The sequence below is a fragment of the Burkholderia sp. IT-111MI5 genome (genome assembly GCF_949752865.1).
In the GTDB taxonomy this organism is placed as follows: Bacteria; Pseudomonadota; Gammaproteobacteria; order Burkholderiales; family Burkholderiaceae; genus Burkholderia; species Burkholderia pyrrocinia_C.
In genome coordinates, this window is sequence record NZ_CATKIF010000044.1 from 413,486 (window position 1) to 436,152 (window position 22,667).

Sequence of the window (22,667 nt, forward strand, 5' to 3'; positions counted from 1 at the left end):
TCAGCGCTCCTGTTTGCGCAGCAGCAGACCGGTCATGATCAGGATGACCGGTGCCGCCGCGAGCAGCGGCCAGAACTGGGACGACAAGTCGGCCAGCCCGAGCGCCTTGTTGTAGACGCCGCGGCTGATCGCGAGCATGTAGGTGGCCGGGTAGATCGTACCGATCCACTTGCCGCTGCCTTCGAGCGACGACAGCGGCGTGAGCAGGCCCGAGAACTGCACGACGGGGATCAGCGTGCCGATGATCGTCATGAAGATCGCGGCGATCTGGCTGCGGGTGAAGGTCGACGCGAACAGCCCGATGCCCGTGGCCACGACGTTGAATATCAGCACCGCGGCCGCCAGCGTTGCAAAACTTCCCTTGATCCGCACGCCGAACACGACGTCGGCCAGCACGACCATCAGCAGGAAATTCAGCATCGCCAGCATCACGTAGGGCGCCTGCTTGCCGAGCAGGAACTCGGCCCGCGTGACCGGCGTCACGTACAGGTTGACGATCGACCCGAGCTCCCGTTCCCGCACGACCGCGAGCGCCGTGAGCATCGCGGGCAGCATCAGCAGCAGCATCGGCATGATCGCCGGAATCATCGCCGGCAGGCTCTTGACGTCCGGGTTGTAGCGATAGCGGACGGCGACGTCGACCGCGGGGACGAGCGACGCGCCGAGCCGGCGCTTCGCCTGATCGCGCAGCCAGTTCTCGTGCATGCCGGCGACATAGCCGCGGATCGTCTCCGCGCGCATCGGCATCGCACCGTCGACCCATGCGCCGATCTCGACGCGCCGGCCGCGCGCGACATCGCGTGCGAACCCGGGCGGGATCTCGATCGCGAGCGACAGGTGGCCGCCGCGCATGCGGCGATCGATGTCGCGATCGTCCGCGAGCGGCGCGCGCGGCACGAAATAGCGCGAGCCGGCGAGGTTCTGCGCATAGTCCTGGCTCAGGATCGACTGGTCGCGGTCGAGCACCGCGAACGTCAGGTTGTCGACGTCGAGACTGATGCCGATGCTGATCACGCACATCAGCACGAGCGAACCGAACAGCGCCAGCGTCGCGCGCAGCGGGTCGCGGCGCAGCTCCAGCACCTCGCGCCACAGATAACTGCCGGCGCGCGCCGGGCTGAACCACGCGGCCCCGTGGCTTGTGCCGGCCGCCTCGGGCGGCGCGGCAAGCCAGCCGGCGTCGGACGGTGCCTCCGTCAACGCGCCGTCCGCTTGCTGCGCATCGGTCAGGTATCCGATGAACGCCTCCTCGAGCGTGCCGGCGCCGCGCATGCGAACCAGTTCCGCCGGCGCGGCGCTCGCGAGCACGCGGCCCGCGTGCATCAGCGAGATGCGATCGCAGCGCTCGGCCTCGTTCATGAAGTGCGTCGAAATGAAGATCGTCACGCGATCGTGCCGCGCGAGCTCGATCATCAGTCGCCAGAAATCATCCCGTGCGACGGGATCCACCCCGGACGTCGGCTCGTCGAGGATCAGCAGTTCGGGCTTGTGCACCATCGCCACCGCCAGGGACAGCCGCTGCCGCATGCCGAGCGGCAGCTGCTCGGGCAGTGAGTCGAGCGCGTCGGCGAGCCCGAAGCGCTCGACCATTTCGGCGACCCGCCCGGATACCTCCGGCTCCGGTACGCCGAACAGGCGGGCATGCAGCACGAGGTTCTGCCGGACGGTCAGTTCGCCGTACAGCGAAAACCCTTGCGACATGTAGCCGACTCGCCGGCGGGTGTCGATGTCGTCCGCGGCGACCGGTCGGCCGAACAGCGTCGCGGTGCCTTCGGATGCGGGCAGCAGCCCCGTGAGCATCTTCATGGTCGTCGATTTGCCGCAGCCGTTCGAGCCGAGAAAACCGAAGATTTCGCCGCGGCGGATCTGCAGGCTCACGTGATCGACCGCGACGAAATCGCCGAACCGCATCGTCAGCGCCTCGGCCTCGATCGCATAACCGGCGGAAGCATCGGGCTGAAAAGGCTCGATCCGGATCGGCTGGTGCCCGCGCCGGCGCGCGTCCGGGAGCAACGCGACGAACGCGGCTTCCAGCGTGTCGCAACCGGTATGCGCGAGCAGTTCGCCGGGGCTGCCCGTCGCCAGCACGCGGCCGGCGTCCATCGCGATCAGCCAGTCGAAACGCCGGGCCTCGTCCATGTACGCGGTGGCGACCAGTACGCTCATCGCCGGGCGAGCGGCGCGAATGCGTCCGATCAGTTCCCAGAACTGCGCGCGCGAGAGCGGATCCACGCCGGTCGTCGGCTCGTCGAGGATCAGCAGGTCGGGATCGTGAATCAATGCGCAGCACAGCCCGAGCTTCTGCTTCATGCCGCCGGACAGTTTGCCGGCGGGACGGTCGAGGAACGGGTGGAGGCCGGTGCTGCGCGTGAGCGCGTCGATCCGGCGGCGGCGCTCCGCCGCATCGTGGCCGAACAGTCTCGCGAAGAACTGCAGGTTTTCCTCGACCGACAGCGTCGCATACAGGTTCCGGCCCAGGCCTTGCGGCATGTACGCGATCCGCCGGCAGACGCGTTCGCGGTGGCGTCGCGACGACAGATCCCCGTCGAGGGTCCAGACCTGACCCTGCTGGACCTCGCGCGCGCCGGAAGCGAGCGCGAGCAGGCTCGACTTGCCGACCCCGTCCGGCCCGATCAGCCCGACCATGCGGCCGGCCGGAATCTCGAGCGTCACGTCGTCGAGCGCGTACTTGCCGCCGTATCGCAACGAGACGCCCGACAGCCGTACGACCGCGCCGGGCGCACCCGCAACAGGCGGGCCTTCGGTCGATCCGGCGTCGGCGCCGGCCGGCGACATCGATTTCATTGCGGCACCCTGATCGCGAGGCGCTCGGGCCACGCCATGTTCGGATCGGCCTTCAGCCACGCGACACCCGGCAGCCCGGTCTTGACGAGCTTCAGATGGCGCTGCAGCAGGTCGCGGTCGATGCGCGCCTTCACGCGGAACATCAGCTTCTGCCGCTCGGTGGCCGTCTCGACCGTCTTCGGCGTGAACTGCGCGGTGCTCGACACGTACGACACACGTGCCGGAATCACGTATTCCGGCGCGGCGTCGAGCACGATCCGCACGTCGGCGCCGAGCGGCACTCGACCGACGACCGTTTCGGGCAGGAAGAACGTCATGTAGACGTCCGACAGGTCGACGACGTTGAGCACCTTGCCGCCTGCCGGCAGCACCTCGCCCGATTCGGCCACGCGATACTGGACGCGCCCGTCGCGCGGCGACGTCAGATCGCTGTCCGAGATGTCGGCCTGCACGCGCGCGACGGTCGCCTGCGCGGCCGTCACGGCGGAGCGCGCCGCAACCAGCTGGGCCTTCGTGGCGTCGATCGCGGCCTGCGCGGCTTCCGCCTGCGCACGCGCGGCGCTCACGGTTGCCCGCAGGCTGCCGGCGCGCGCGCGATCGTCGTCGAGCTCCTGCAGCGACGACGCACCGTCGCGCGACAGGGTTTCGGAACGCGCGAGCCGCCGCGTCGCCGCGTCGAGTTCGCTTTCCCGCTGCACGACCACGGCCGCCGCGGCAGCCTTGTCGCTGCGCCGCTGCGCGACCTGCGCGTCGACGCTCGCCGCGGTGTTCACCGCCTGCTGCTCCCTGGCGCGCGCTTCGTCGAGCTGCGCCTGCAGCACGACGACGTCCATGTGCGCGAGCGGCTGCCCGGCCTTCACGAAGTCGCCTTCGTCGACGAGCATCGCGGCGACGCGCCCCGGCAGCTTGGTCGCGACGTCGATCTCGGTCGCCTCGATCCGGCCGTTGCCGCTCACCAGGCCGGCATCCGCGTGTCCGTCGCGCCAGCGTGTCCACCCGTAGTAGATCAGGCCGATCGCGAGCACGGCGGCGCCGGCACCGATCAGAAGAGGGCGCTTGATGGTTTTCATCGTGTGGAATCCGGATCGGTCGAAGTGTTGATCGGCGACGCGGCGGCCTCGTCGTCCTCGTGCGTCGCGCCGCCGAGCGCGCCGTACAGCGCGACGCGGCTCGACAGCAGCGCACGGCGCGCCATCACCCATTGCTGCTCCGCGTTCATCAGGTCCCGTTGCGCGTCGAGCACTTCGAGGAACCGTGTGGCGCCGCTGTCGTAGCGCAGCTTCGCCAGGCGCGCCCGTTCGGTTTGGGAGGCCAGCGTGGCGCGCTCGATGCGTACCTGGTCCGCCAGCCAGTAGCGGGACGCGAGCGCGTCGGACACGTCGCGGAAGGCGCCTTGCAGCGTCTTTTCGTACTTCGCGAGCGCCTCGTCGCGCTGCGCATGCGCAAGGGCGAGATTCGAGCGGTTTCGGCCGCCGTCGAAAAGCGGCAGCGTCACGGTGGGGACGATCGACCATACGCCGGCGCCGGACGACAGCAGATCGTGCAGCGCGCTGCTGCCCGAGCCGATCGAGCTCGTCAACGCGATGCGGGGAAAGAATGCGGCGCGCGCCGCGCCGATGTTCGCGCGCGTCGCCTGCAACTCGTGCTCGGCCGCAATCACGTCCGGACGGTTGGCGAGCAGCGACGAAGGCAGGCCGGGTGCGAGCGACGGCGTCACGGCACCGTCGTCGAGCGCGAGCGGCGCGTCGGGCAGATCCGGCGGCCCGCCGACGAGCAGCGCCAGCGCATCGGCAGCCGACGCGCGTGCCTGCTGCAACTGGACCCCAAGGGATTCCGCCTGCTGCAGCAGGATCTCCGATTGCGTCAGGTCGAGTCGCGAAATCGCGCCGGCCGCCTGGCGAAGCCGGAAAATCCGCAGCGATTCGCGCCGCGTGTCGATCGTCGCGCGGGTCAGCGCGATGCGTTCGTCGAGCTCGCACAGGGTCAGGTACGCGTCCGCGACCGCGGTGATCACGCTCAGCGTCGCGGCTCGCCGGGCCGCATCGCTCGCCAGGTAGCGCTGGAGCGCCGCGTCTTTCAGGTTACGCACACGGCCCCAGAAGTCGATCTCCCATTGCGTCTCGGCCAGCCGAACCTCGTAGACCTGGCCGATCATGGGCGTCGGGGACAGGAAGCCGCCCGGTGTACGAAACCGCGCGTAGGCGGCGCCCGCATCGATCGACGGCCACTGGTCCGCGCGGCGGATGCCATAGACGGCGCGTGCCTGCTCGACGCGCGCGACGGCCGCGCGCAGATCGCGATTGTCGGTCAGCGCTTGCGCGATCAGCGCGCGAAGACGCGCATCGACGAAGTATTGCTGCCACGCCGGTACCTGCGCCGCGGCCGGGGCGTTGGCGCTGGCGCTGACGCTGACGGATGGATCCGGGAATGCGGCAGGGATCGGCGCGGCGGGGCGCTCGTCGGGCGGCGCAAGCGACAGGCATCCCGAAAGCAGTCCCGCGCCCGTTGTCATCGCAACGAAACGCACGCACCACGCAACGGCGATGTGGAAGTCAGCGGGAAGCGCGATGGCGCGCATGGAATGCCTCGGCGAATACGGGAACACGGGATGGCGCCGCCTCGTGGCGTCGCCGCTTCGGGTTCACTTATATCCGACGATAGCGGTCCCCACCCTTGATCTGTATCACTTCGGCGGGGATGCGTTTCGAGCGGTGCTTCGCTTGACATCTGCGCCGGAAATGTATCAACCCTACGGGTAGCGTCGTACGCCGGACTCGAGCAAACCGCTGGGGGAAGAAGTGCAAAGAGTCGACGCATCCGCCAATCCACCGCCGACCGCTTGCAGGCTCCCCGCGCATCTCCGTTGCCGCCCCCGGGTTCCCCCTTGACATGAGTCAACCGACATCGGCGATTCGGTACCTACTATCGTCATTGGAATCGGCGGGCGCCACGGCGTTGCACTTGCACCGGCATACCCCGCTAGCCTGTCGAGTGATGCCGTCGATATCCGGTTTGCTTCGATCCCGGTCGCATCGATCGATATAAGTAGGACTCCAATTCTTCCTGATTGGACCACGGTTTGTTACCGACGCGTTTCCCGTTCGTTTCGACGAAAACGCATCGGCCGGTTGCGCTGCCCGCAGCCGGGAAGAGCGCCCGTTACGGTGCGACGTTGCAGCATCCAGTCGCATGCCGTGGCCAGGCCAAGTCAACGCATTCGGAGAACTGGTATGAGCCAACCTGTAGTCGAAAAACCGCCGGTCGACGGCCAGCAGCCGTCGAAGCCGGCGGCAGGCGGCCCGGAAACGCGCAAGCTCGGCCTGCTGCTGTTGAGCGGCATCGTCGTCGGCTCGATGATCGGCGGCGGTGCCTTCAACCTTCCGCAGAACATGGCCGCGGGTGCCGGCCTGGGCGCCATTGCGATCGCATGGGCCATCACGCTCGTCGGCATGTTCTTCATGGCCAACGCGTTCCGCACGCTGGCGGACCAGCGTCCCGACCTGACCGCCGGCATCTATTCCTATGCACGAGAAGGTTTCGGCAAGTTCGCCGGCTTCGAGATGGCGTGGGGGTATTGGCTCAGTTCCGCATTCGGCAACGTCGCGTTCGCGGTGCTGATCATGCAGACGCTGGGATATTTCTTTCCGGTGCTCGACGGCAAGAACTGGCAGTCGATCGTGGGCGGTTCGCTGTTGATCTGGGTCTTGCACTTCATGGTGCTCTCCGGCGTGAAGCGGGTGGCGATCCTCAATACGATGGCGAGCATCGTCAACATCGTCACGCTGTCGATCGCGATCGTCGTGATCGCGCTGTTCTTCCAGAAAGGGCACTTCACGTTCGACGTCTGGGGGCAGCAGCAACACCTGGGCAGCACGCTCGCGCAGATCAAGAGCACGATGCTGGTCACGCTGTGGGTGTTCATCGGCATCGAGGGCGCCGTGGTCGTGTCCGATCGGGCGCGCAACCAGCACGAAGTGGGTACCGCGACGTTCATCGGGCTCGCGGTCTGCACGACGCTCTACTTCCTGCTTTCGGCGCTGCCGTTCAGCGTCATGTCCCAGCACCAGCTGGCCGGCCTGCAGAACCCGTCCTCCGCGTATGTGCTGGAGCAGCTCGTCGGGCACTGGGGCGCGATCTTCATCGTCGTCGCGTTGCTGTTTTCGGTACTGAGCTGCTGGCTCGCGTGGACGGTGCTCGTCGCCGAACTGCCCTTTGCGGCTGCCAAGGACAACATTTTCCCGCGCTTCCTGTCCCGCGAGAACCGGCATCACGCGGCCGCGCCGTCGTTATGGCTGTCGAGCGCGGTGATGCAGGTCATGATGTTCGTCGTGCTGTTCGCGCATGACGCATGGATCTGGCTCATCAGTGTGGCCGGGGTCATGATCCTGCCGCCGTATCTCGCGAGCACCGGCTTTCTGTGGAAGTGCGCCACGCAAAAGGGCTTTCACGAGCGGGCGGGCGAGGGCAAGCGCGCGTCGATCTGGACCGGCGTGCTGGGAACCGTTTATGCGGCCTGGCTGCTCTATGCGGCCGGCCCGACCTATCTGCTGATGTCCACCATTTTCTTCGTCGTCGGCATCCCGGTGTTCTGGTATGCGCAGCGCGAGAAGGATCCGCAGTCGAACGTCTTCACCGCTCGCGAACGCGTGGCGGCCGTTGTGCTGCTTGCGGTCGCGGTGAGCGCGGTCGTGCTGTTCGCGAAGGGCATCGTGTCGGTCGGCTGATGCGCCCGCCCGCCGGCTTCCGGGTTTCGACAGCGTGACCCGGAATCTCGACGGCGGGCATGGACGCGACGGCCGCATGCGACTCCCGACCGCCGTCGCGATCGAACCACTACTTCAGGATCAAGGACCATCAAACCATGACATTGGGCGTTCACTCCGAAGCCGGCAAGCTGCGCACCGTGATGGTGTGCGCGCCGGGCCTCGCTCATCGGCGGCTCACGCCGGCCAACTGCGGCTCCTTGCTGTTCGACGACGTGCTGTGGGTCGACAAGGCGATCGAGGATCACCAGACCTTCGTGCGCGTGCTGCGCGAACGGGACGTGGAAGTGCTGGAATTCCAGCACCTGCTGGCCGAAGTCTGTCTCGATACCAACGCGCGAGACTGGATCCTCGATCGCCGCATCACCGAGGAGGAAGTCGGCACCGGCATGTTGCGGGAGTTGCGGTTGTGGCTCGAATCGATGCCGGCGCAGCGGCTTGCCGACGCACTGATCGGCGGCGTCGCCAAATCGGAGCTGCCGTTCGACGCGCGCGGCCTGTTCGGCGGCTATCTGGAGCGGTCCGACTTCGTGATTCCGCCGCTCGTGAACCTGATTTTTCAGCGCGATCCGAGCGCGTGGATCTACGGCGGCGTGACGTTGCATCCGATGTTCTGGCCGGCGCGGCGCAAGGAAACGCTGCTGCTCGCCGCGGTCTATGCGTTCCATCCGCGTTTTGCAGGCCAGGTTCGCACCTGGTGGGGCAATCCCGACGTCGACCACGGCGCACAGACGCTCGAAGGCGGCGACGTGATGGCGATCGGTAACGGCGTGGTGCTGATCGGCATGGGCGAGCGTTCGAGCCCGCAAGCCGTGACGCAGGTGGCGCGCGCACTGTTTGCCGGACACGGCGCGAAGCGCGTGATCGCCTGCCAGTTGCCGAAGTCGCGCGCGTCGATGCATCTGGACACGGTGTTCTCCTTCCTCGACGCGGACTTCGTCAGCATTTATCCGGACGTGGCCGACGAGATCCGCTGCACGAGCCTGTACCCCGGCGACGCGCTCGGGCAGGTGCGCTACGAGCGCCATGACGGCCGGTTCCTGGAAGTCGTCGCCAACGCGCTCGGCGTCGGCTCGCTGCGCGTGCTGACGACGGGGGGCGACCGCTACGAGAGCGAACGCGAGCAATGGGACGACGGCAACAACGTGCTCGCGCTGGATCGCCGCGTCGTGCTCGCGTACGACCGCAACACCTACACGAATCGCAAGATGCGCCAGGCCGGCGTCGAAGTCATCGAGCTGCCGGGCGGCGAACTCGGCCGCGGGCGCGGCGGCAGCCATTGCCTCAGCTGCCCGGTGGCGCGCGATCCGATCGCGCTCTGACCGCACATTCGACCGCGCATTCGACCGCGCATTTTGCGCCGATATCGACAGACGGAATCTCACCATGTTCAACGTACACAACCGCAGCTACCTGACGCTGATCGACTACACGCCGCGCCAGATCCGCTATCTCCTCGACCTGTCCCGCGACCTGAAGCGGGCGAAATATGCGGGAACCGAGCAGCCGCGCCTGACCGGCAAGAACATCGCGCTGATCTTCGAGAAGACCTCCACGCGCACGCGCTGCGCGTTCGAGGTTGCCGCGCACGACCAGGGCGCGCACGTCACCTATATCGACCCGACCGGCTCGCAGATCGGCCACAAGGAATCGATGAAGGATACGGCGCGCGTGCTGGGCCGCATGTACGATGCGATCGAGTATCGCGGCTTCGGCCAGGCCATCGTCGAGGAACTCGCGCAGTATGCGGGCGTGCCGGTCTACAACGGGCTGACCGACGAATTCCATCCGACCCAGATGCTGGCCGACGTGCTGACCATGCACGAACACAGCGACAAGCCGCTGCACGAGATCGCGTATTGCTACATCGGCGACGCGCACAACAATACCGGCAATTCGCTGATGATCGTCGGCGCGAAGCTCGGCATGGACGTGCGCCTGTGCGCGCCGCGGCATCTGTGGCCGCATGACGAGCTGATCGCGCAATGCCGCGAGATCGCCGCGAAAACCGGCGCCCGGCTCACGCTGACCGAGCAGCCCGCGGAAGCCGTGAAGGGCGCGGACTTCATTTACACGGACGTGTGGGTGTCGATGGGCGAGCCCGAGGAGGCCTGGGTCGAACGCATCCGCACGCTGCTGCCGTACCAGGTGAACGCTGCGCTCCTGGCGGCAGCCGGCAACCCGCGCGTGAAGTTCATGCATTGCCTGCCGGCGTTTCATGACGCTCATACGGTAGTGGGCAAGCAGCTCGCGGATCGCTTCGGCTTGACCGACGGCGTGGAGGTCACCGACGAGGTATTCGAGTCGGACGCGTCCATCGTCTTCGAGCAGGCCGAGAACCGGCTGCATACGATCAAGGCCGTGCTGGTCGCGACGCTGGCGAGCTAGGGGAGGGGAACCGATGCGTATCGTGGTCGCCCTGGGTGGCAACGCGCTGCTGCGACGCGGCGAGGCGATGACCGCCGCCGCTCAGCAGGAAAACGTGAGACTGGCCGCCGCCCAGCTCGCGGGCATCGCGCACGGCAACGAACTCGTGATCGTGCACGGCAACGGCCCGCAGGTCGGCATGCTCGCGGCATTGTCCGGGCAGGCGCCGGTTGCCGAACGTTTCCCGCTCGATGTGCTCGACGCCGAGACCGAAGGCATGATCGGCTACCTGATCGAACTCGAATTGCGCAACCGGCTGTCTGCATCGCGCCCATGCGCGACGCTGCTGACGATGGTCGAGGTCAGTGCGTCCGATGCCGCCTTCGACCGGCCCGACAAGCCGGTCGGCCCGGTGCTGACGCAGGCGGCTGCGACCGAAGCGGCACGTTCGAATGGATGGACGATCGTCGCCGACGGCAGCGGTTATCGTCGTGCCGTGCCGAGCCCTCGACCGCTGCGCTTTCTGGAGATCGAACCGGTGCGCGCGCTGCTCGCGACCCGGACTATCGTGATCTGCGCGGGTGGAGGCGGTATTCCCGTCGTGAAAGCGAACGACGGTCGGCACCGGGGAATCGAGGCGGTGATCGACAAGGACCGCAGTGCGGCGCTCCTCGCGCGCGAGCTCGACGCAGACCTGTTCGTGATCGCAACCGACGTGGCGGGCGTTTACCTCGACTGGGGCACGCCCGACGCACGCATGGTCCGGCGCACGTCGCCGGAAGCGCTCGCGGCGCTGCAGTTCGCGGCCGGATCGATGGGGCCGAAGGTCGAAGCAGTCTGCGACTTTGCGCGGACAACCGGGCGACGCGCGGCAATCGGCGCGCTCTCGGATATCGCGCGGCTCGTCGACGACACGGCGGGCACGTCGGTTCTGGTCAGTCAGGCAAGCATGTTCGTGGAGCGTTGAGGCCACTCGCGACGTGACGCGGATCGCCAACGTGCGGAGCCGGGCATTGCCGACGACGGAGTGACGAACCGGGGCTCCGATTCCGTCAGGCGCGCATCGTGAAGATCTGACGCCCTGAACCGACTTCGAGCCGAATCACAATCGCGGCGTGATCGTCAGCATCGCGAAGGTCGCGATCGGCGCGCTGTTCGGCACGCCGTCGGGCCAGCTGCGGGTGCGCTGCCATGTCGACAGGCTCCTGATCAGCCGGCTACCGGCCTCGCATCCGGCGCAGGCGCGCATGCCGGTGCGCGGCCTCTCGTCGAAGCCGACCCGACGTTCGTGAGGGTCCATCCCTGCGTGTCGCCGAAGATTCAGTTGTCCGCCCCGCATACCGAGCGGGCCGGCGTGCGCTCGAGCGCCCCGGCCCCGCCTGATGCCGGCGGCCCGGGGCGATAGCGACGCAGCGATCGGTGCGGGTTTCTTCATCGCGGCTCCTGCGGCACTCCGGCCTGTCCGGTTTCACGGTGAAAGCGTGCGATCCGTGGCTTGACCACGGTCGGCGCGAGCCGCCGGTTCGTCGCGCGACCGGCGCCGGTTGTCGGGCAGCGTGCGGTGATGTCCGTCGGTTGACGCACATCAACAAGGCAGTGCCGTGGCCATGGAAGATTGACGTACGAGTACGAAATCAAGTATTGCGAGCGCACCACACTGATGAACCGGCTCTCGCCATCAATCGGCGCAATCAACAGGAGCTGAACATGGGAATCTGGATGCAAATCGCTTACTTCGGCTTCGCCGGGTCGACTCAGTTGGAAGCGGAAGCGAGCATCCAGCTGATGCGCCTCGAGCAGTTCAGTCCGCAACTGGCCGGCTGCCATCTCGCGATCGAGGCCATGGGCGCGTCGACTCGCCAGCCGAGGTATGACGTACGACTCGATCTGATCACGCGCAACGGGGAACTCCGTCCCGTTCCGCATATGACGGGTGCGGATCCCATGAACGCGTTGGAGCGGGCATTCGACCTCGCCGAGCGGCAACTCGGCACGAGCGCGGCCACTGGAACCCACGAAAACTCTCGCTGACACGTCCCGCGCATCGGGCGCGCTTCGCCATGGCCCGATGCACTGGCCCGCGGCGGTTTGCGGCGACTCGCCAGGCGTGTGTTGATCCGCCGCGTCGACGGAGCCGGCGCAGCCGGCAGCCTTGGTCCGATTAACTTTCCTCGTCGCCCGTGAATACCTCGTGTTCCGGCGTCTCCGCCGTATCGTCGACCCACTGCACCCGCCATGTGCCTGTCACTGGCGCCTGCATGGCGTCGCGCAGCCAGCGCGCGCAGCCGGCCTGGCCTTCGAACGGCCCGGACGATGCGTCGAGATCGAGATCGTCGAGCCAGCAGAGGGTGCCGGCGTTGTCGGGCCCCGTCATCAGGGTGGCGCTGCCTTCGCGGACGAGTGTCCCCCACGCGGCCAGGTCCATTCCGGCATGACCCTCGCGCGACCAGCGTCGCGTGGCCGTGTCGATCCAGAGAATGGCATAGGCCGACGGGTTGTCGCAGGCGAAAGTATCGAGATGCAGCGTGATCCGCACAATGGGCTCCGAATCGATGAAGGAGGGCGGTCGCCGTCACCGGCGGTCGCGGCTTTTACTGGCTCATGACCCGGCGAATCAGCGTATGCGCGTCCTCGGAGGACAGCGGGCCGCCGTGCTCGGCGGGCGGCGGCATCGCGGCGTCGCCCCGGTGCGCACGGCCGCCCGGTCTCGGTGTGTCATTGGAGCGGTAGTCGTCGCGCGCGTGTCCGGCAAGTAGTCCGACTCAGTCTATGCGTGGCCCCGAGCCGGCGCTTGATGCAGGTCAAATGCGGGAACGCGCTCGCCGACCGGTTCTTCGCGATCTGGCGCGCGACCGGACTGGAATCGCCCGGGATGGAAAGTCAGGCAGGGTTTGGAGAACAGCCGCCGGGGAAGAATGCCGACTGCGGCTACGGCCGGTGAAAACCCTCGCGGACGGCGCTCGGGTACGCCAGCAGCCGCAAGCGCCAACCGCCGGCTGTCCGACTCGAAAGGGGCACGCATCCCGCCCGGATAGCGCGGCCGGGTCACGACATGCGCCGGCCGCTGTGCGGCCGTCATCGCATCGATACGCGCCGATGCCGGCCGGCGGGAGATTCGTCCATGCACGCGTCGGCGGGGTAACGACGGGGCGTGCGGCCGCGGTTCGCGATCGGCCCGAGACCGTGGCCGCCTCCCGGCGAATACGCGCGGCTCACGGCATCGGGCTCCGGCTTCCCGGCGTCGCGGGCCAGCGCCAGTCGCGGATTTCCGGCAGGTCGTCGCCGTACCGGTCCACATGGCGGCGATGCTCGACCAGCCTGTCGCGCAGGTACTGCCTGAAAAGCGCGCCCGACTGCACGTGTTCGCCCGCATGATCGAGCACGGCCTCGCACAGATGGAACCGGTCGACCCGGTTGAGGACCGTCATGTCGAACGGCGTCGTGGTCGTTCCTTCCTCGATGAAACCGTGCACGTGGAAATTCGCGTGATTCGTGCGGCGATAGGTCAGCCGGTGAATCAGGGTGGGGTAGCTGTGATGCGCGAATATCACCGGCCGGTCGGTCGTGAACATCGCGTCGAAATCCGCGTCGCTCAGCCCGTGCGGATGAACGTCGGCGGGCTCCAGCGTCATCAGGTCGACGACGTTGACGACCCGGACGCGCAACGCCGGCAGATGGGTGCGCAGCAGGTCGACGGCCGCGAGCGTCTCGAGCGTCGGCACGTCGCCCGCGCAGGCCATCACGACATCCGGCTCGCCGTCGCTGCTCGCCCATTCCCAGATGCCCGCGCCGGTGCTGCAATGCCGGATCGCGGCATCCAGATCGAGCCATTGCGGCGCCGGCTGCTTGCCGGCGACGATCACGTTGATCCGGTTCCAGGTGCGCAGCGCGTGATCCGTGACGACCAGCAGCGTGTTCGCGTCGGGCGGCAGATAGACGCGCACCGTGTCGGCCTTCTTGTTGACCGCGAAATCGATGAAGCCCGGGTCCTGGTGGCTGAAGCCGTTGTGGTCCTGCCGCCAGACGTGCGATGTCAGCAGGTAGTTGAGCGACGGCAGCGGCCGCCGCCAGCGGATTTCCCGGCAGGCCTTCAGCCATTTCGCATGCTGGTTGAACATCGAATCGACGATATGAATGAACGCCTCGTAGCACGACATCAGCCCGTGTCGCCCGGTCAGCAGATAACCTTCGAGCCAGCCCTGGCAGGTGTGCTCGCTGAGCATCTCCATGACCCGGCCGTCGGGCGCGAGCTGGACGTCGTCCGGATCGGTCTCGGCCATCCAGGTGCGCGCGGTGACGTCGAACAGCGCCGACAAGCGGTTGGATTCCGTTTCGTCGGGGCCGAACACGCGAAACGTCCGGTCGGCCAGATTCGCGGACATCACGTCGCGCAGGAAGCCGCCCATCACGCGCGTGGCCTGCGCGTCGACCTGCCCGGGCGCGGGCACCGCCACCGCGTGGCGGGTGAAATCCGGCATCCGCAACTCGCGCGCTTCGCCGCCGCCGTTCGCCACCGGATTCGCGCTCATCCTGCGCGATCCGGCCGGCGACAGTGACCGGATCGCCTCGCACGGACGCCCGTCCGCGTCGAACAGTTCGTCGGGGCGATAGCTGCTCAGCCAGGCTTCCAGCAATTGCAGGTGTCCCGGTTGTTTCAGGTCGGCGATCGGCACCTGATGCGAACGGAAGTGCCCCTCCGTTTTCAGGCCGTCGACGCGCTTCGGGCCGGTCCAGCCCTTGGGCGTGCGCAGCACGATCATCGGCCAGCGAGGGCGGTCGAGCTCGCGTCCGCCGCGCGCCCGGTTCTGGATGCCGCGAATGTCGTCCAGCGCGTCGTCGAGCGCGGCCGCCATGCGCTGGTGCATGGCCATCGGCTCGTCGCCCGAGACGAACAGCGGCCGATAGCCATAACCGGTCAGCAGGCTCTCCAGTTCGTCCTGTCCGATGCGGCTGAGGATCGACGGACTGGCGATCTTGTAGCCGTTCAAATGCAGGATGGGCAGCACCGCGCCGTCCGATGCCGGATTGAGGAATTTGTTCGAGTGCCAGGCGGTGGCGAGCGGCCCGGTTTCCGCCTCGCCGTCGCCCACGACGCAGGCGACGATCAGCCCGGGATGATCGAACGCCGCGCCGAACGCATGCGACAGCGAGTAGCCCAGTTCGCCGCCTTCATGAATGGAGCCCGGCGTCTGCGGTGCGACGTGGCTCGGTACGCCGCCGGGGAAGCTGAACTGGCGAAACAGCGCCGCCATGCCCTCGGCGTTTTGCGGCACGTTCGGATAGGTGTCGCTGTACACCCCTTCGAGCCATGCGTTGGCAAGCACGCCGGGGCCGCCGTGGCCCGGCCCGGCGATGAACAGCATGTCCAGGTCGCGTGCGTTGATCACCCGGTTCAGATGCGCGTAGATGAAGTTCAGCCCCGGCGTCGTGCCCCAGTGACCGAGCAGACGAGGCTTGACGTGCGCGATCTGCAGCGGCTCGCGAAGGAGCGGATTGTCGAGCAGATAGATCTGCCCGACCGACAGATAGTTGGCGGCCCGCCACCACGCGTTCATGCGATGCAGCAGTGCGTCGGAAAGCGGGGCTGGGGAGGCCAGGTCGGCTTGGGTCATGCAACGCTCCTGAAAGCGGCCGTGCCGCATGGAAGACAGTGCGATTCGCGACGAATCGATCAGCATCCACCGTACGGTGAGTCGCGGCGCGGCGCTTGATCGTCATCAAGCCGGTGCAACGGCCGGCAGGCGAATTCGTCATACGGCTTGCCGATCTTGCCGATCTTGCCGATTTGGCAGGGCCCACGCCGGACATGTCCGCCGCTGCCCGACCGCGGCCGGCGGCGGGATCGTCGGTAACGCGGATAGCGGCTCCGCAACGTGGAAAACGATGCGCGCCGCCTTCGGCGCACGTAGCACAGTTGCGCAGTTGCGCAGTTCTCGAATCAACCGGGGAAGGCCGGCACCGTCCCCGGCAACGAACCGACGCACGAGCGCTTCGCCGCTTCTGCGGCGGCGCGCCCCCGCTCCGCGTGCAACGCGGCCATTAGCGGCCGCCAGTATCCCGCTGACAGGAATCGATCGATCGGCACCTCCGTGTCGAAGGAAAGCGAGATCGCCGCTTCGTGCGGCGTCAACGGCTCGGCGTCGCGCCATTGCGCGTCCAGCACCGCCGGCCCCGCATCGGACGCGTCGCTTCCGGCCAGCCAGCGCCGCTTGACGCGTTCCGCCATGCAGGCCCGGCCGGCGCGGAAATCGAGGATGAACACCGGTACGCCAAGCGCCTCGGCAAGCGCGATGAAGCGCGCCCGGCGGGCGTGGGCCAGGAAGGTGGCGTCGACGATCGTCGGGTAGCCTGCCCGCAGCGTGGTTTCCGCGATCGCGCGCAGCCGATCGTATTGGGCGTCGATCGCGCGCGCCGCATAGGCGCCGTCGGATAATGCGCCGCGCTCGACGGGGGCAAGCGGATGCGTGCGTTTGCGCTCGCTGTCGCTCGACACGCGGACCGCGCCGATCAGATCGGCGAGTGCGCGGCTTGCGACGGATTTGCCGGAGCCGGACACGCCGTGGCATAGCAGCAGATACGGCGGCGGCCGGTCTGCGACGCGCGCGGCGAGCGCAATGTAACGTCCGGCCACGCGCAGGTCGTCGTTTTGTGCCGATGTGAGTCGCGGGCCGCCCGAACCGGCGCGCAGCACGGCCACCTGCGCGCGCACCAGCGCGCGATAGCCGACGTACAGCGGCAGCGCCGCGAGGCCGGCGAAATCGCCGGTCGCCTCCAGCCAGCGATTGAGCAGGCGACGGGCGAGATCGGCGCGCCCGTGCGCGCACAGATCCATCACCAGGAATGCCAGGTCGTTGACGACGTCGATCCAGCGGAGTGCGTCGCTGAATTCGATGCAGTCGAACATCAGCACGTCGGTGCCCCGGCGGACCAGATTGTCGAGATGCAGGTCGCCATGGCAGGCGCGCACGAAGCCGTCCGCGCGGCGCGCATCGAGATGACGGGCGAGTGCCGTGCAGCTGTGTCGATAGCTGTCCCGCAGCGCGGCAGGCAGGGCCATCGGCCCGACCGCGAACGACGCGAGCACGGCGTCGAGTTGCGCGTGCAGCAAGGCCGCGCTGCCGAACGCGGCGGACGGCACGTCCTTGCTGGCGCGCGCATGAAAGCTCGCGAGCCGGGCCGCGACGCGGTCGATATCCGCGTTCGTGAGCGCTCCCGCCGCAAGCAGGCGGGAAAACAGCGCTGCCTGGTCGAAACGGCGCATCTTCACCAGATAGTCGATGGCCGCCACCGCACGCGTATCGCAGCCGGCAAGCCGGCAACCGCGCCGCGTGCGTTCGAGCGGCATGACGGCCAGATAGAGTTCGCGCGCCAGCGGCCGGTTCAGGACCAGCTCGGCGGCGCAGCTGCGGCGCCGGGCGGCGAGGGGTCTGAAGTCGGCAAAGCCCAGGTCGAGCGGCTTGAGCCGCTTGTAGGCGAAACGTCCGGCCAGGTAGACCACCGACAGATGCGTCTCGATTCGTTCGATCCGGCCGGCAGGGTGCGGGTAGAAGGACGCGCGCCGCAGCGCCGCGTCGAGCCGCCGCGCGTGACGGCGGGCTGCCCGCAACCGGTTCTGCTTTCGCAGCGGGCCCAAACGGCGGGGGAGCACGGCAAGCGACATGATTTCCGTGGGATTCGACAATGAATCGCGCATGAAGGGCGTCCGGCCGCCGGATGCGGCTGCCGCCCCGGTCCGGGCTCGCCGCCGTGTCCGCACGAGTCCGCGGACGGGCGCGCCGGCGCGGTTCCGGCGGGTTTCGCGCCTAATCATCGCCGGCTCCGAACATGCGGGTCGCGTCGTCGTAGGTGTAGAGCCCCGACGCGCGGCCCCAGTCGATGACGGTTCGCAGCGTATCCGCGGCGTCCTGCCGGTTCAGGTGATCTTCCAGTTCGAGCTCGAAACGCTCGCGCGGCGCCCGGTGCCCGTCACGCTCGTCGAGGATTGCCCGGATGTGGCTGGCAAGCGGGACGAAATGCTCGAGATGCTCGCGCAACAGCCGCTTGCGGTCGGCCGCATGTCCCTGCGCATAGACCCGGCCGGCGGCGGTCAGCCGTATCGCTCCGTCGTGCAGTTCCGCGAACGCCAGCAGATGCAGCGCGGCGGCGGCGGGCAGCAGTTCGTTCACCTTGAGCAGCGGCCCGGCGATCTTCGACAGTTCGGTGTAGCCGTTGGTCGAGCCGGCGGCGAGCGTCTCGATGAAGCCGTCGATGCGGTGGCTCGACACCATCGGCAGCCGCTGCGTGAAATCGGGCAGTCCCTTGCGCTGCGCATCGAGCGATTCGACGAGCCGCGCGGTCAGGATCGCGTAGATTTCGTTGGCGAGCGCCTGGAACTGGCTGTCGAGACGCTGGCGCGGATGCGGCAGCGGAATCTCGAGCTCGGCGACGATCTGGCCGGGATGCGCACCCAAGACGAGCACGCGGTCGCACATCTGCACCGCTTCCTCGATGTTGTGCGTGACGAGCAATACCGCTTTGGTCGGCAACTGCCGCGCGGCCCAGAGATCCAGGAAATCCAGGCGCAGCGTGTCGGCGGTCAGCACGTCGAGCGCCGAGAACGGCTCGTCCATCAACAGCAGCGCCGGTTCGCCGACCAGCGCGCGCGCAAACCCGACGCGTTGCCGCATGCCGCCCGAGAGTTCGCGTGGAAATGCGGATTCGAAGCCGTCGAGACCGATCAGCTCGATGACCGACAACGCGCGCCGGCGAACGACGTCGCGCGGCAAGCCGCTCGCATCCAGTCCCAGCTCGACGTTGTCCAGCACGGTCAGCCACGGGTAGAGCGCGAACGTCTGGAACACGACCCCGATCCCTTCCGCGGGGCCCGCGAGCGGCGCGCCGCGATAACGGACCTGGCCGGACGAGGGCTTGATGAGGCCGCCCGCGATGCGCAGCAGCGTGGATTTGCCGGACCCCGACCGCCCCAGCAAGCCAAGAATCTCGCCTTCGCGCAGCGTCAGGTCGACGCCGGCCAGTACCGGCAGCGGTGCGCCCGAGGGTTTGGCGAACGACATGCAGATATCGTGCAGTTCGATCACGGGCGGCGCTTCGCGAATTGCCGGCGCGGCGTCGGGCTGGATGGAAGCAGGCGTAAGCTCGGACATGGGCGGACTCAATCCAGTCGGGCGCGGCGTTCCGCATACACATAGAGCGGACGCCACAGCAGGCGGTTGGTGGCGATCACCAGGATCGACATCATCGTGATGCCGAGTGCGATGCGCAGGTAATCGCCCGCAACGGTCATGTGTGCGATATAGGCGCCGAGCCCGCCTCCGTCGAGCGCGGTCGGCCCCCAGCTGACCGCTTCGGACACGATGCTGGCGTTCCACGCGCCACCCGATGCCGTGATCGCACCCGTGACGTAATACGGAAAAATGCCGGGGAGCACCACCTTGCGCCACCACGCATGCGGCCGCAGGCGCAGGCTCGCGGCGGCTTCCCGCAGATCGTTCGGCAGCGCGGTCGTGCCCGCGATCACGTTGAACAGGATGTACCACTGCGTGCCCAGGATCATGAGCGGGCTCAACCAGATCTTCGGCGCGAGGCCGAAGCGTACGATCAGGAACACCGCCATCGGAAACAGCAGGTTGGCGGGAAATGCCGCGAGAAACTGCGCAATCGGCTGCACGCGCTCCGTCAACCTTGGCCGCAGTCCGATCAGCACCCCGAGCGGCACCCAGACGATCGACGCGATCGCGATCAGCACGACGACCCGCGCCAAGGTCAGCATGCCGTCGTGCGCGACGACGGCGACATCGCTCCACATCAGGCGCGGCACGGCGACGCGCAGCAGGACCGAGACCAGCCAAGCGAGGCCGGCGGCGCACGAGGCCAGCCAGATCGCGTCGCCCGCGCGCCGGGACAAGGGCAGACGCGGCGTGAGCGCATGCCGCGGCAACGCGAGGCGCGCGTGCGCGGCCCGCTGCAGGATCGAGCCGAGCGGCGCGCTGGCCTGCCGAATCAGGCTGGAGCGCCGCAGCAGATCGAGCACCCAGCTGTGCGGCGCGCTTCGGCTGGCCGTCTGCTCGAAGCGGAACTTGTCGGCCCAGGCGACCATCGGCCGAAACAGCAACTGGTCGTAGAGCACGATGGCGACGGTCATCGCGAGAATCGCATAGCCGACCGCGTGGAGATCGCGCTGCTCGATCGCCCGCGCGACATACGAACCGACGCCCGGCAGCGCGATCTGCAGGTTGCCGACCGAAATCGCTTCGGAGGCAACCACGAAGAACCATCCGCCCGACATCGACATCATCGTGTTCCAGATCAGGCCGGGCATCGCGAACGGCACCTCGAGCCGCCAGAATCGTTGCCATGCCGACAGCCGCAGGCTGCGGCTCGCTTCGTCCAGATCGTGCGGCACCATCCGCAGCGACTGGTAGAAACTGAAAGCCATGTTCCATGCCTGGCTCGTGAAGATCGCGAAAATCGCCGCCAGTTCGGCGCCGAGCAGATTGCCGGGAAACAGCGACACGAAAAATACCACCGTAAACGACAGGTAACCGAGAATCGGCACCGATTGCAGGACGTCGAGCAGCGGAATCAGCACCATTTCCGCGCGGCGGCTCTTCGCCGCGAGCGTCGCGTAGGTGAAGGTGAAACACAGCGACGCGAACAGCGCGGCCAGCATGCGCATCACCGTGCGCAGCGTGTATCCCGGCAATGCGTCGGGCGCGAGCGTGACGCTCGCGTGCTGCGCGATCGCGAGAGGGCCGACCATCTGCCGCGCGCCGGCGCCGACGAGCACCACCAGGCCGAGCACCAGCAGCACGGCAAGCGGGTCGCGCCAGTCGGGCGCGCGCGGGTGCCAGTGTCCGCCGTGCAGGATGTCCGCATGGTGCTCCAAAGTGGGTCCCCCCGTTCGGTTTCGTCACATCGTCGGCCACGCTGGCCGGCGGGCCGTTGACATGGGTCAAGCATGGCCTGAGCCGCTCGGGACGGGCGACGGCGCGGGGGGCCGGATCGGGTTCATGCGAGTGGGTCAGGTATCGCCCGGGCGGGCGCGATCCGGCCGGTTGCACGCGCAGGCGCCCGGGCCATGCGCCGCTGCGGCGAATCCGCCCGGTCCGGGACCAGGTGCACTCGACACTCGGCGCCCGGCGCCCGGGAAGCTTCGTCCACGCGCGCCGCGGGTCCGTCGCGACATCGGCGTGCGCGTTGAGATGGATCAATCCCCGTTGCAGGATCGCTGAATACGCTGCGAAGGAGGGTGCGTGAACGCGCGTGGACGATACGCTCGCACCGCCGTGCCGCGCCATGCCGGAATTCGCGGCACGGAGCGCCGTCTCGGCCAGGCTGCAGCGACGCATGCGCCGACCGGTCCATCGCTCTTACCGCCAGATCTTTCTCATGGAATACAAAGACTATTACGAAGTGCTGGGCCTGGCGCGCGACGCGACTCAGGACGACATCAAGCGGGCGTATCGCAAGCTCGCGCGCAAATATCACCCCGACGTCAGCAAGCATCAGGATGCCGAAGCGAATTTCAAGGAAGTCGGGCAGGCCTACGAGGTGTTGAAGGACCCCGAGAAGCGGGCTGCCTACGACAGACTCGGCGCCGGATGGCATGGCGGCGACGCATTTCACCCGCAGCCGAACTGGGACGAAGGGTTCGAATTCAGCGGAGCCGGTGCGCCGCCCGACTTCGACGACTATCTGGCGTCGATCTTCGCCGCCGGGCGGGCCAGGCAGGATCGGCCGCTCAACGCCGGGCGCGATCACCATGCGAAGCTCGTCGTCGATCTGGAAGACGCGTATCGCGGCGCGCAGCGCGTCATTTCGCTGAGCGTGCCGGTCGTCGACCCACAGGGTCACGTGCGGCTGCAACCGCGGACGCTGAACGTCGCCATCCCGAAAGGCATCCGGGCCGGACAGTTCATCCGGTTGGCGGGACAGGGCGGTGCAGCGCATGGCGGCGGCGCGCCCGGCGACCTGTATCTCGAGATCGTGTTTCGCGACCATCCGCGGTTTCAGGTGGACGACCGGGATGTGACGGTCGATCTCCCGGTCGCGCCGTGGGAAGCGGCACTCGGCGCAACGGTCACGACGCCGACGCCCGACGGCGAGGTCGCGGTGACCGTGCCCGGGAATTCGCCATCCGGAAGACGGCTGCGATTGAAAGGCAAGGGGATTCCCGGCGATCCGCCCGGCAACCTGTACGTGAAGCTGAATATCGTGCTGCCGCCCGCCGACAGCGAGCGGAGCAAGGCCGCCTACGACACCATGCGCCAGTCGTTCGATTTCGACCCGCGCGCGCATTTTTACGGGTGATGCATGATGAAAGAATCCGAAACCGCCTGTCTGCAAGGACAGGTCATCGACGAGTGCGTCGAACTGACGTTCGTCGAGCTGTGCCGGATGAGCGGCGCGTCCGAGGAAGAAGTGACGCTGTGGGTCGCGGAGGGCGCGCTCGATCCGATCGGCGCCGGTCCGCGAGAGTGGCGTTTCAGCGGCGCGGTGCTGCGCCGCGTCGCGATCGCGCAGCGCCTGTCCCGGGACCTGATGATCAACCCGCCAGGCATCGCGCTCGCGCTCGATCTGCTCGACGAGATCGATGCGCTGCGCGCTCGCACCCGGGCCACCGCGGCCACGCATCGGGAATCGGGGCCGCCCGCGGGCTCCGCCTGATTCAACTGCCCGACGGGCGAGATTGATCACGGGGGCGGCCGTGACGAAGCGCGGCCGCCACGATTG

16 protein-coding genes and 2 pseudogenes are annotated in these 22,667 nt (G+C 67.8%); 9 read left to right on the forward strand and 9 right to left on the reverse strand.

Going from position 1 to position 22,667, the window contains the following annotated elements; genetic code table 11:
* Genes rbbA through ACM6JT_RS26575 form a run of 3 tightly spaced genes read right to left on the reverse strand, consistent with a single transcriptional unit; the run spans nt 1 to nt 5,383 of the window.
* Nucleotides 1-2,805, reverse strand: coding sequence for a ribosome-associated ATPase/putative transporter RbbA (gene rbbA / locus ACM6JT_RS26565; protein ID WP_414857616.1), 2,805 nt, complete (start codon nt 2,803-2,805; stop codon nt 1-3).
* Nucleotides 2,802-3,875, reverse strand: a complete 1,074-nt coding sequence (locus tag ACM6JT_RS26570; RefSeq protein ID WP_034184249.1) for an HlyD family secretion protein — start codon at nt 3,873-3,875, stop codon at nt 2,802-2,804. Before ACM6JT_RS26570 ends, rbbA begins: the two co-directional genes overlap by 4 nt.
* Nucleotides 3,872-5,383 (reverse strand): efflux transporter outer membrane subunit, encoded by a 1,512-nt coding sequence (locus tag ACM6JT_RS26575; RefSeq protein WP_414857617.1) that lies wholly within the window; start codon nt 5,381-5,383, stop codon nt 3,872-3,874. The genes ACM6JT_RS26570 and ACM6JT_RS26575 overlap by 4 nt, the downstream gene beginning before the upstream one ends.
* A 652-nt stretch (nt 5,384-6,035) precedes the next feature.
* Here ACM6JT_RS26575 and ACM6JT_RS26580 point away from each other — a divergent pair.
* The 6 genes from ACM6JT_RS26580 to ACM6JT_RS26605 all read left to right on the forward strand — a co-directional run bounded on the left by ACM6JT_RS26580 (nt 6,036) and on the right by ACM6JT_RS26605 (nt 11,966).
* On the forward strand, nt 6,036-7,529 hold the full coding sequence (locus ACM6JT_RS26580) for a basic amino acid/polyamine antiporter (RefSeq protein ID WP_051983825.1): 1,494 nt from the start codon (nt 6,036-6,038) through the stop codon (nt 7,527-7,529).
* 137 nt (nt 7,530-7,666) lie between these two features.
* On the forward strand, nt 7,667-8,890 hold the full coding sequence (locus tag ACM6JT_RS26585; RefSeq protein WP_034184251.1) for an arginine deiminase: 1,224 nt from the start codon (nt 7,667-7,669) through the stop codon (nt 8,888-8,890).
* 64 nt (nt 8,891-8,954) lie between these two features.
* Entirely contained in the window at nt 8,955-9,956 is a 1,002-nt protein-coding gene (locus tag ACM6JT_RS26590; protein WP_034184252.1) for an ornithine carbamoyltransferase, read from the forward strand.
* 13 nt (nt 9,957-9,969) lie between these two features.
* Nucleotides 9,970-10,902: a carbamate kinase gene (locus tag ACM6JT_RS26595; RefSeq protein WP_105390109.1), complete on the forward strand. Its 933-nt coding sequence runs from the start codon at nt 9,970-9,972 to the stop codon at nt 10,900-10,902.
* 148 nt (nt 10,903-11,050) lie between these two features.
* Complete coding sequence (locus tag ACM6JT_RS26600) at nt 11,051-11,227, forward strand: hypothetical protein (RefSeq protein ID WP_414857618.1); 177 nt, start codon at nt 11,051-11,053, stop codon at nt 11,225-11,227.
* A 427-nt stretch (nt 11,228-11,654) separates the two neighbouring features.
* Complete coding sequence (locus tag ACM6JT_RS26605; RefSeq protein ID WP_407971528.1) at nt 11,655-11,966, forward strand: hypothetical protein; 312 nt, start codon at nt 11,655-11,657, stop codon at nt 11,964-11,966.
* A 130-nt stretch (nt 11,967-12,096) separates the two neighbouring features.
* Here ACM6JT_RS26605 and ACM6JT_RS26610 read toward each other — a convergent pair whose 3' ends face one another.
* Both ACM6JT_RS26610 and ACM6JT_RS26615 read right to left on the reverse strand, forming a co-directional pair.
* Complete coding sequence (locus ACM6JT_RS26610; protein ID WP_414857619.1) at nt 12,097-12,471, reverse strand: DUF3564 family protein; 375 nt, start codon at nt 12,469-12,471, stop codon at nt 12,097-12,099.
* Nucleotides 12,472-12,526: 55 nt separating this feature from the next.
* Nucleotides 12,527-12,643: pseudogene (locus tag ACM6JT_RS26615) on the reverse strand (cytochrome C); the annotation flags it as partial.
* 83 nt (nt 12,644-12,726) lie between these two features.
* Here ACM6JT_RS26615 and ACM6JT_RS26620 point away from each other — a divergent pair.
* Nucleotides 12,727-12,876: a hypothetical protein gene (locus tag ACM6JT_RS26620; RefSeq protein ID WP_217589570.1), complete on the forward strand. Its 150-nt coding sequence runs from the start codon at nt 12,727-12,729 to the stop codon at nt 12,874-12,876.
* A gap of 271 nt (nt 12,877-13,147) precedes the next feature.
* On the opposite strand, the gene ACM6JT_RS26625 is transcribed toward ACM6JT_RS26620, so the two are convergent.
* The 4 genes and pseudogenes from ACM6JT_RS26625 to ACM6JT_RS26640 form a co-directional block, all read right to left on the reverse strand.
* Nucleotides 13,148-15,547, reverse strand: coding sequence for a phosphoketolase (locus ACM6JT_RS26625; RefSeq protein ID WP_034184302.1), 2,400 nt, complete (start codon nt 15,545-15,547; stop codon nt 13,148-13,150).
* Nucleotides 15,548-15,873: 326 nt separating this feature from the next.
* Nucleotides 15,874-17,621 (reverse strand): annotated as a pseudogene (locus tag ACM6JT_RS26630) (AAA family ATPase).
* A 116-nt stretch (nt 17,622-17,737) separates the two neighbouring features.
* Nucleotides 17,738-19,078, reverse strand: coding sequence for a nitrate/sulfonate/bicarbonate ABC transporter ATP-binding protein (locus tag ACM6JT_RS26635; protein ID WP_051983827.1), 1,341 nt, complete (start codon nt 19,076-19,078; stop codon nt 17,738-17,740).
* Nucleotides 19,079-19,086: 8 nt separating this feature from the next.
* Entirely contained in the window at nt 19,087-20,820 is a 1,734-nt protein-coding gene (locus ACM6JT_RS26640; protein ID WP_034184256.1) for an ABC transporter permease, read from the reverse strand.
* Between the two features lie 503 nt (nt 20,821-21,323).
* Here ACM6JT_RS26640 and ACM6JT_RS26645 point away from each other — a divergent pair.
* Nucleotides 21,324-22,244 carry a DnaJ C-terminal domain-containing protein gene (locus ACM6JT_RS26645; RefSeq protein WP_243565615.1) on the forward strand — a complete coding sequence of 307 codons (921 nt, stop codon included), beginning with the start codon at nt 21,324-21,326 and terminating at the stop codon, nt 22,242-22,244.
* 3 nt (nt 22,245-22,247) lie between these two features.
* Nucleotides 22,248-22,601 carry a chaperone modulator CbpM gene (locus tag ACM6JT_RS26650; protein WP_306795585.1) on the forward strand — a complete coding sequence of 118 codons (354 nt, stop codon included), beginning with the start codon at nt 22,248-22,250 and terminating at the stop codon, nt 22,599-22,601.
* Nucleotides 22,602-22,667 lie beyond the last annotated feature (66 nt).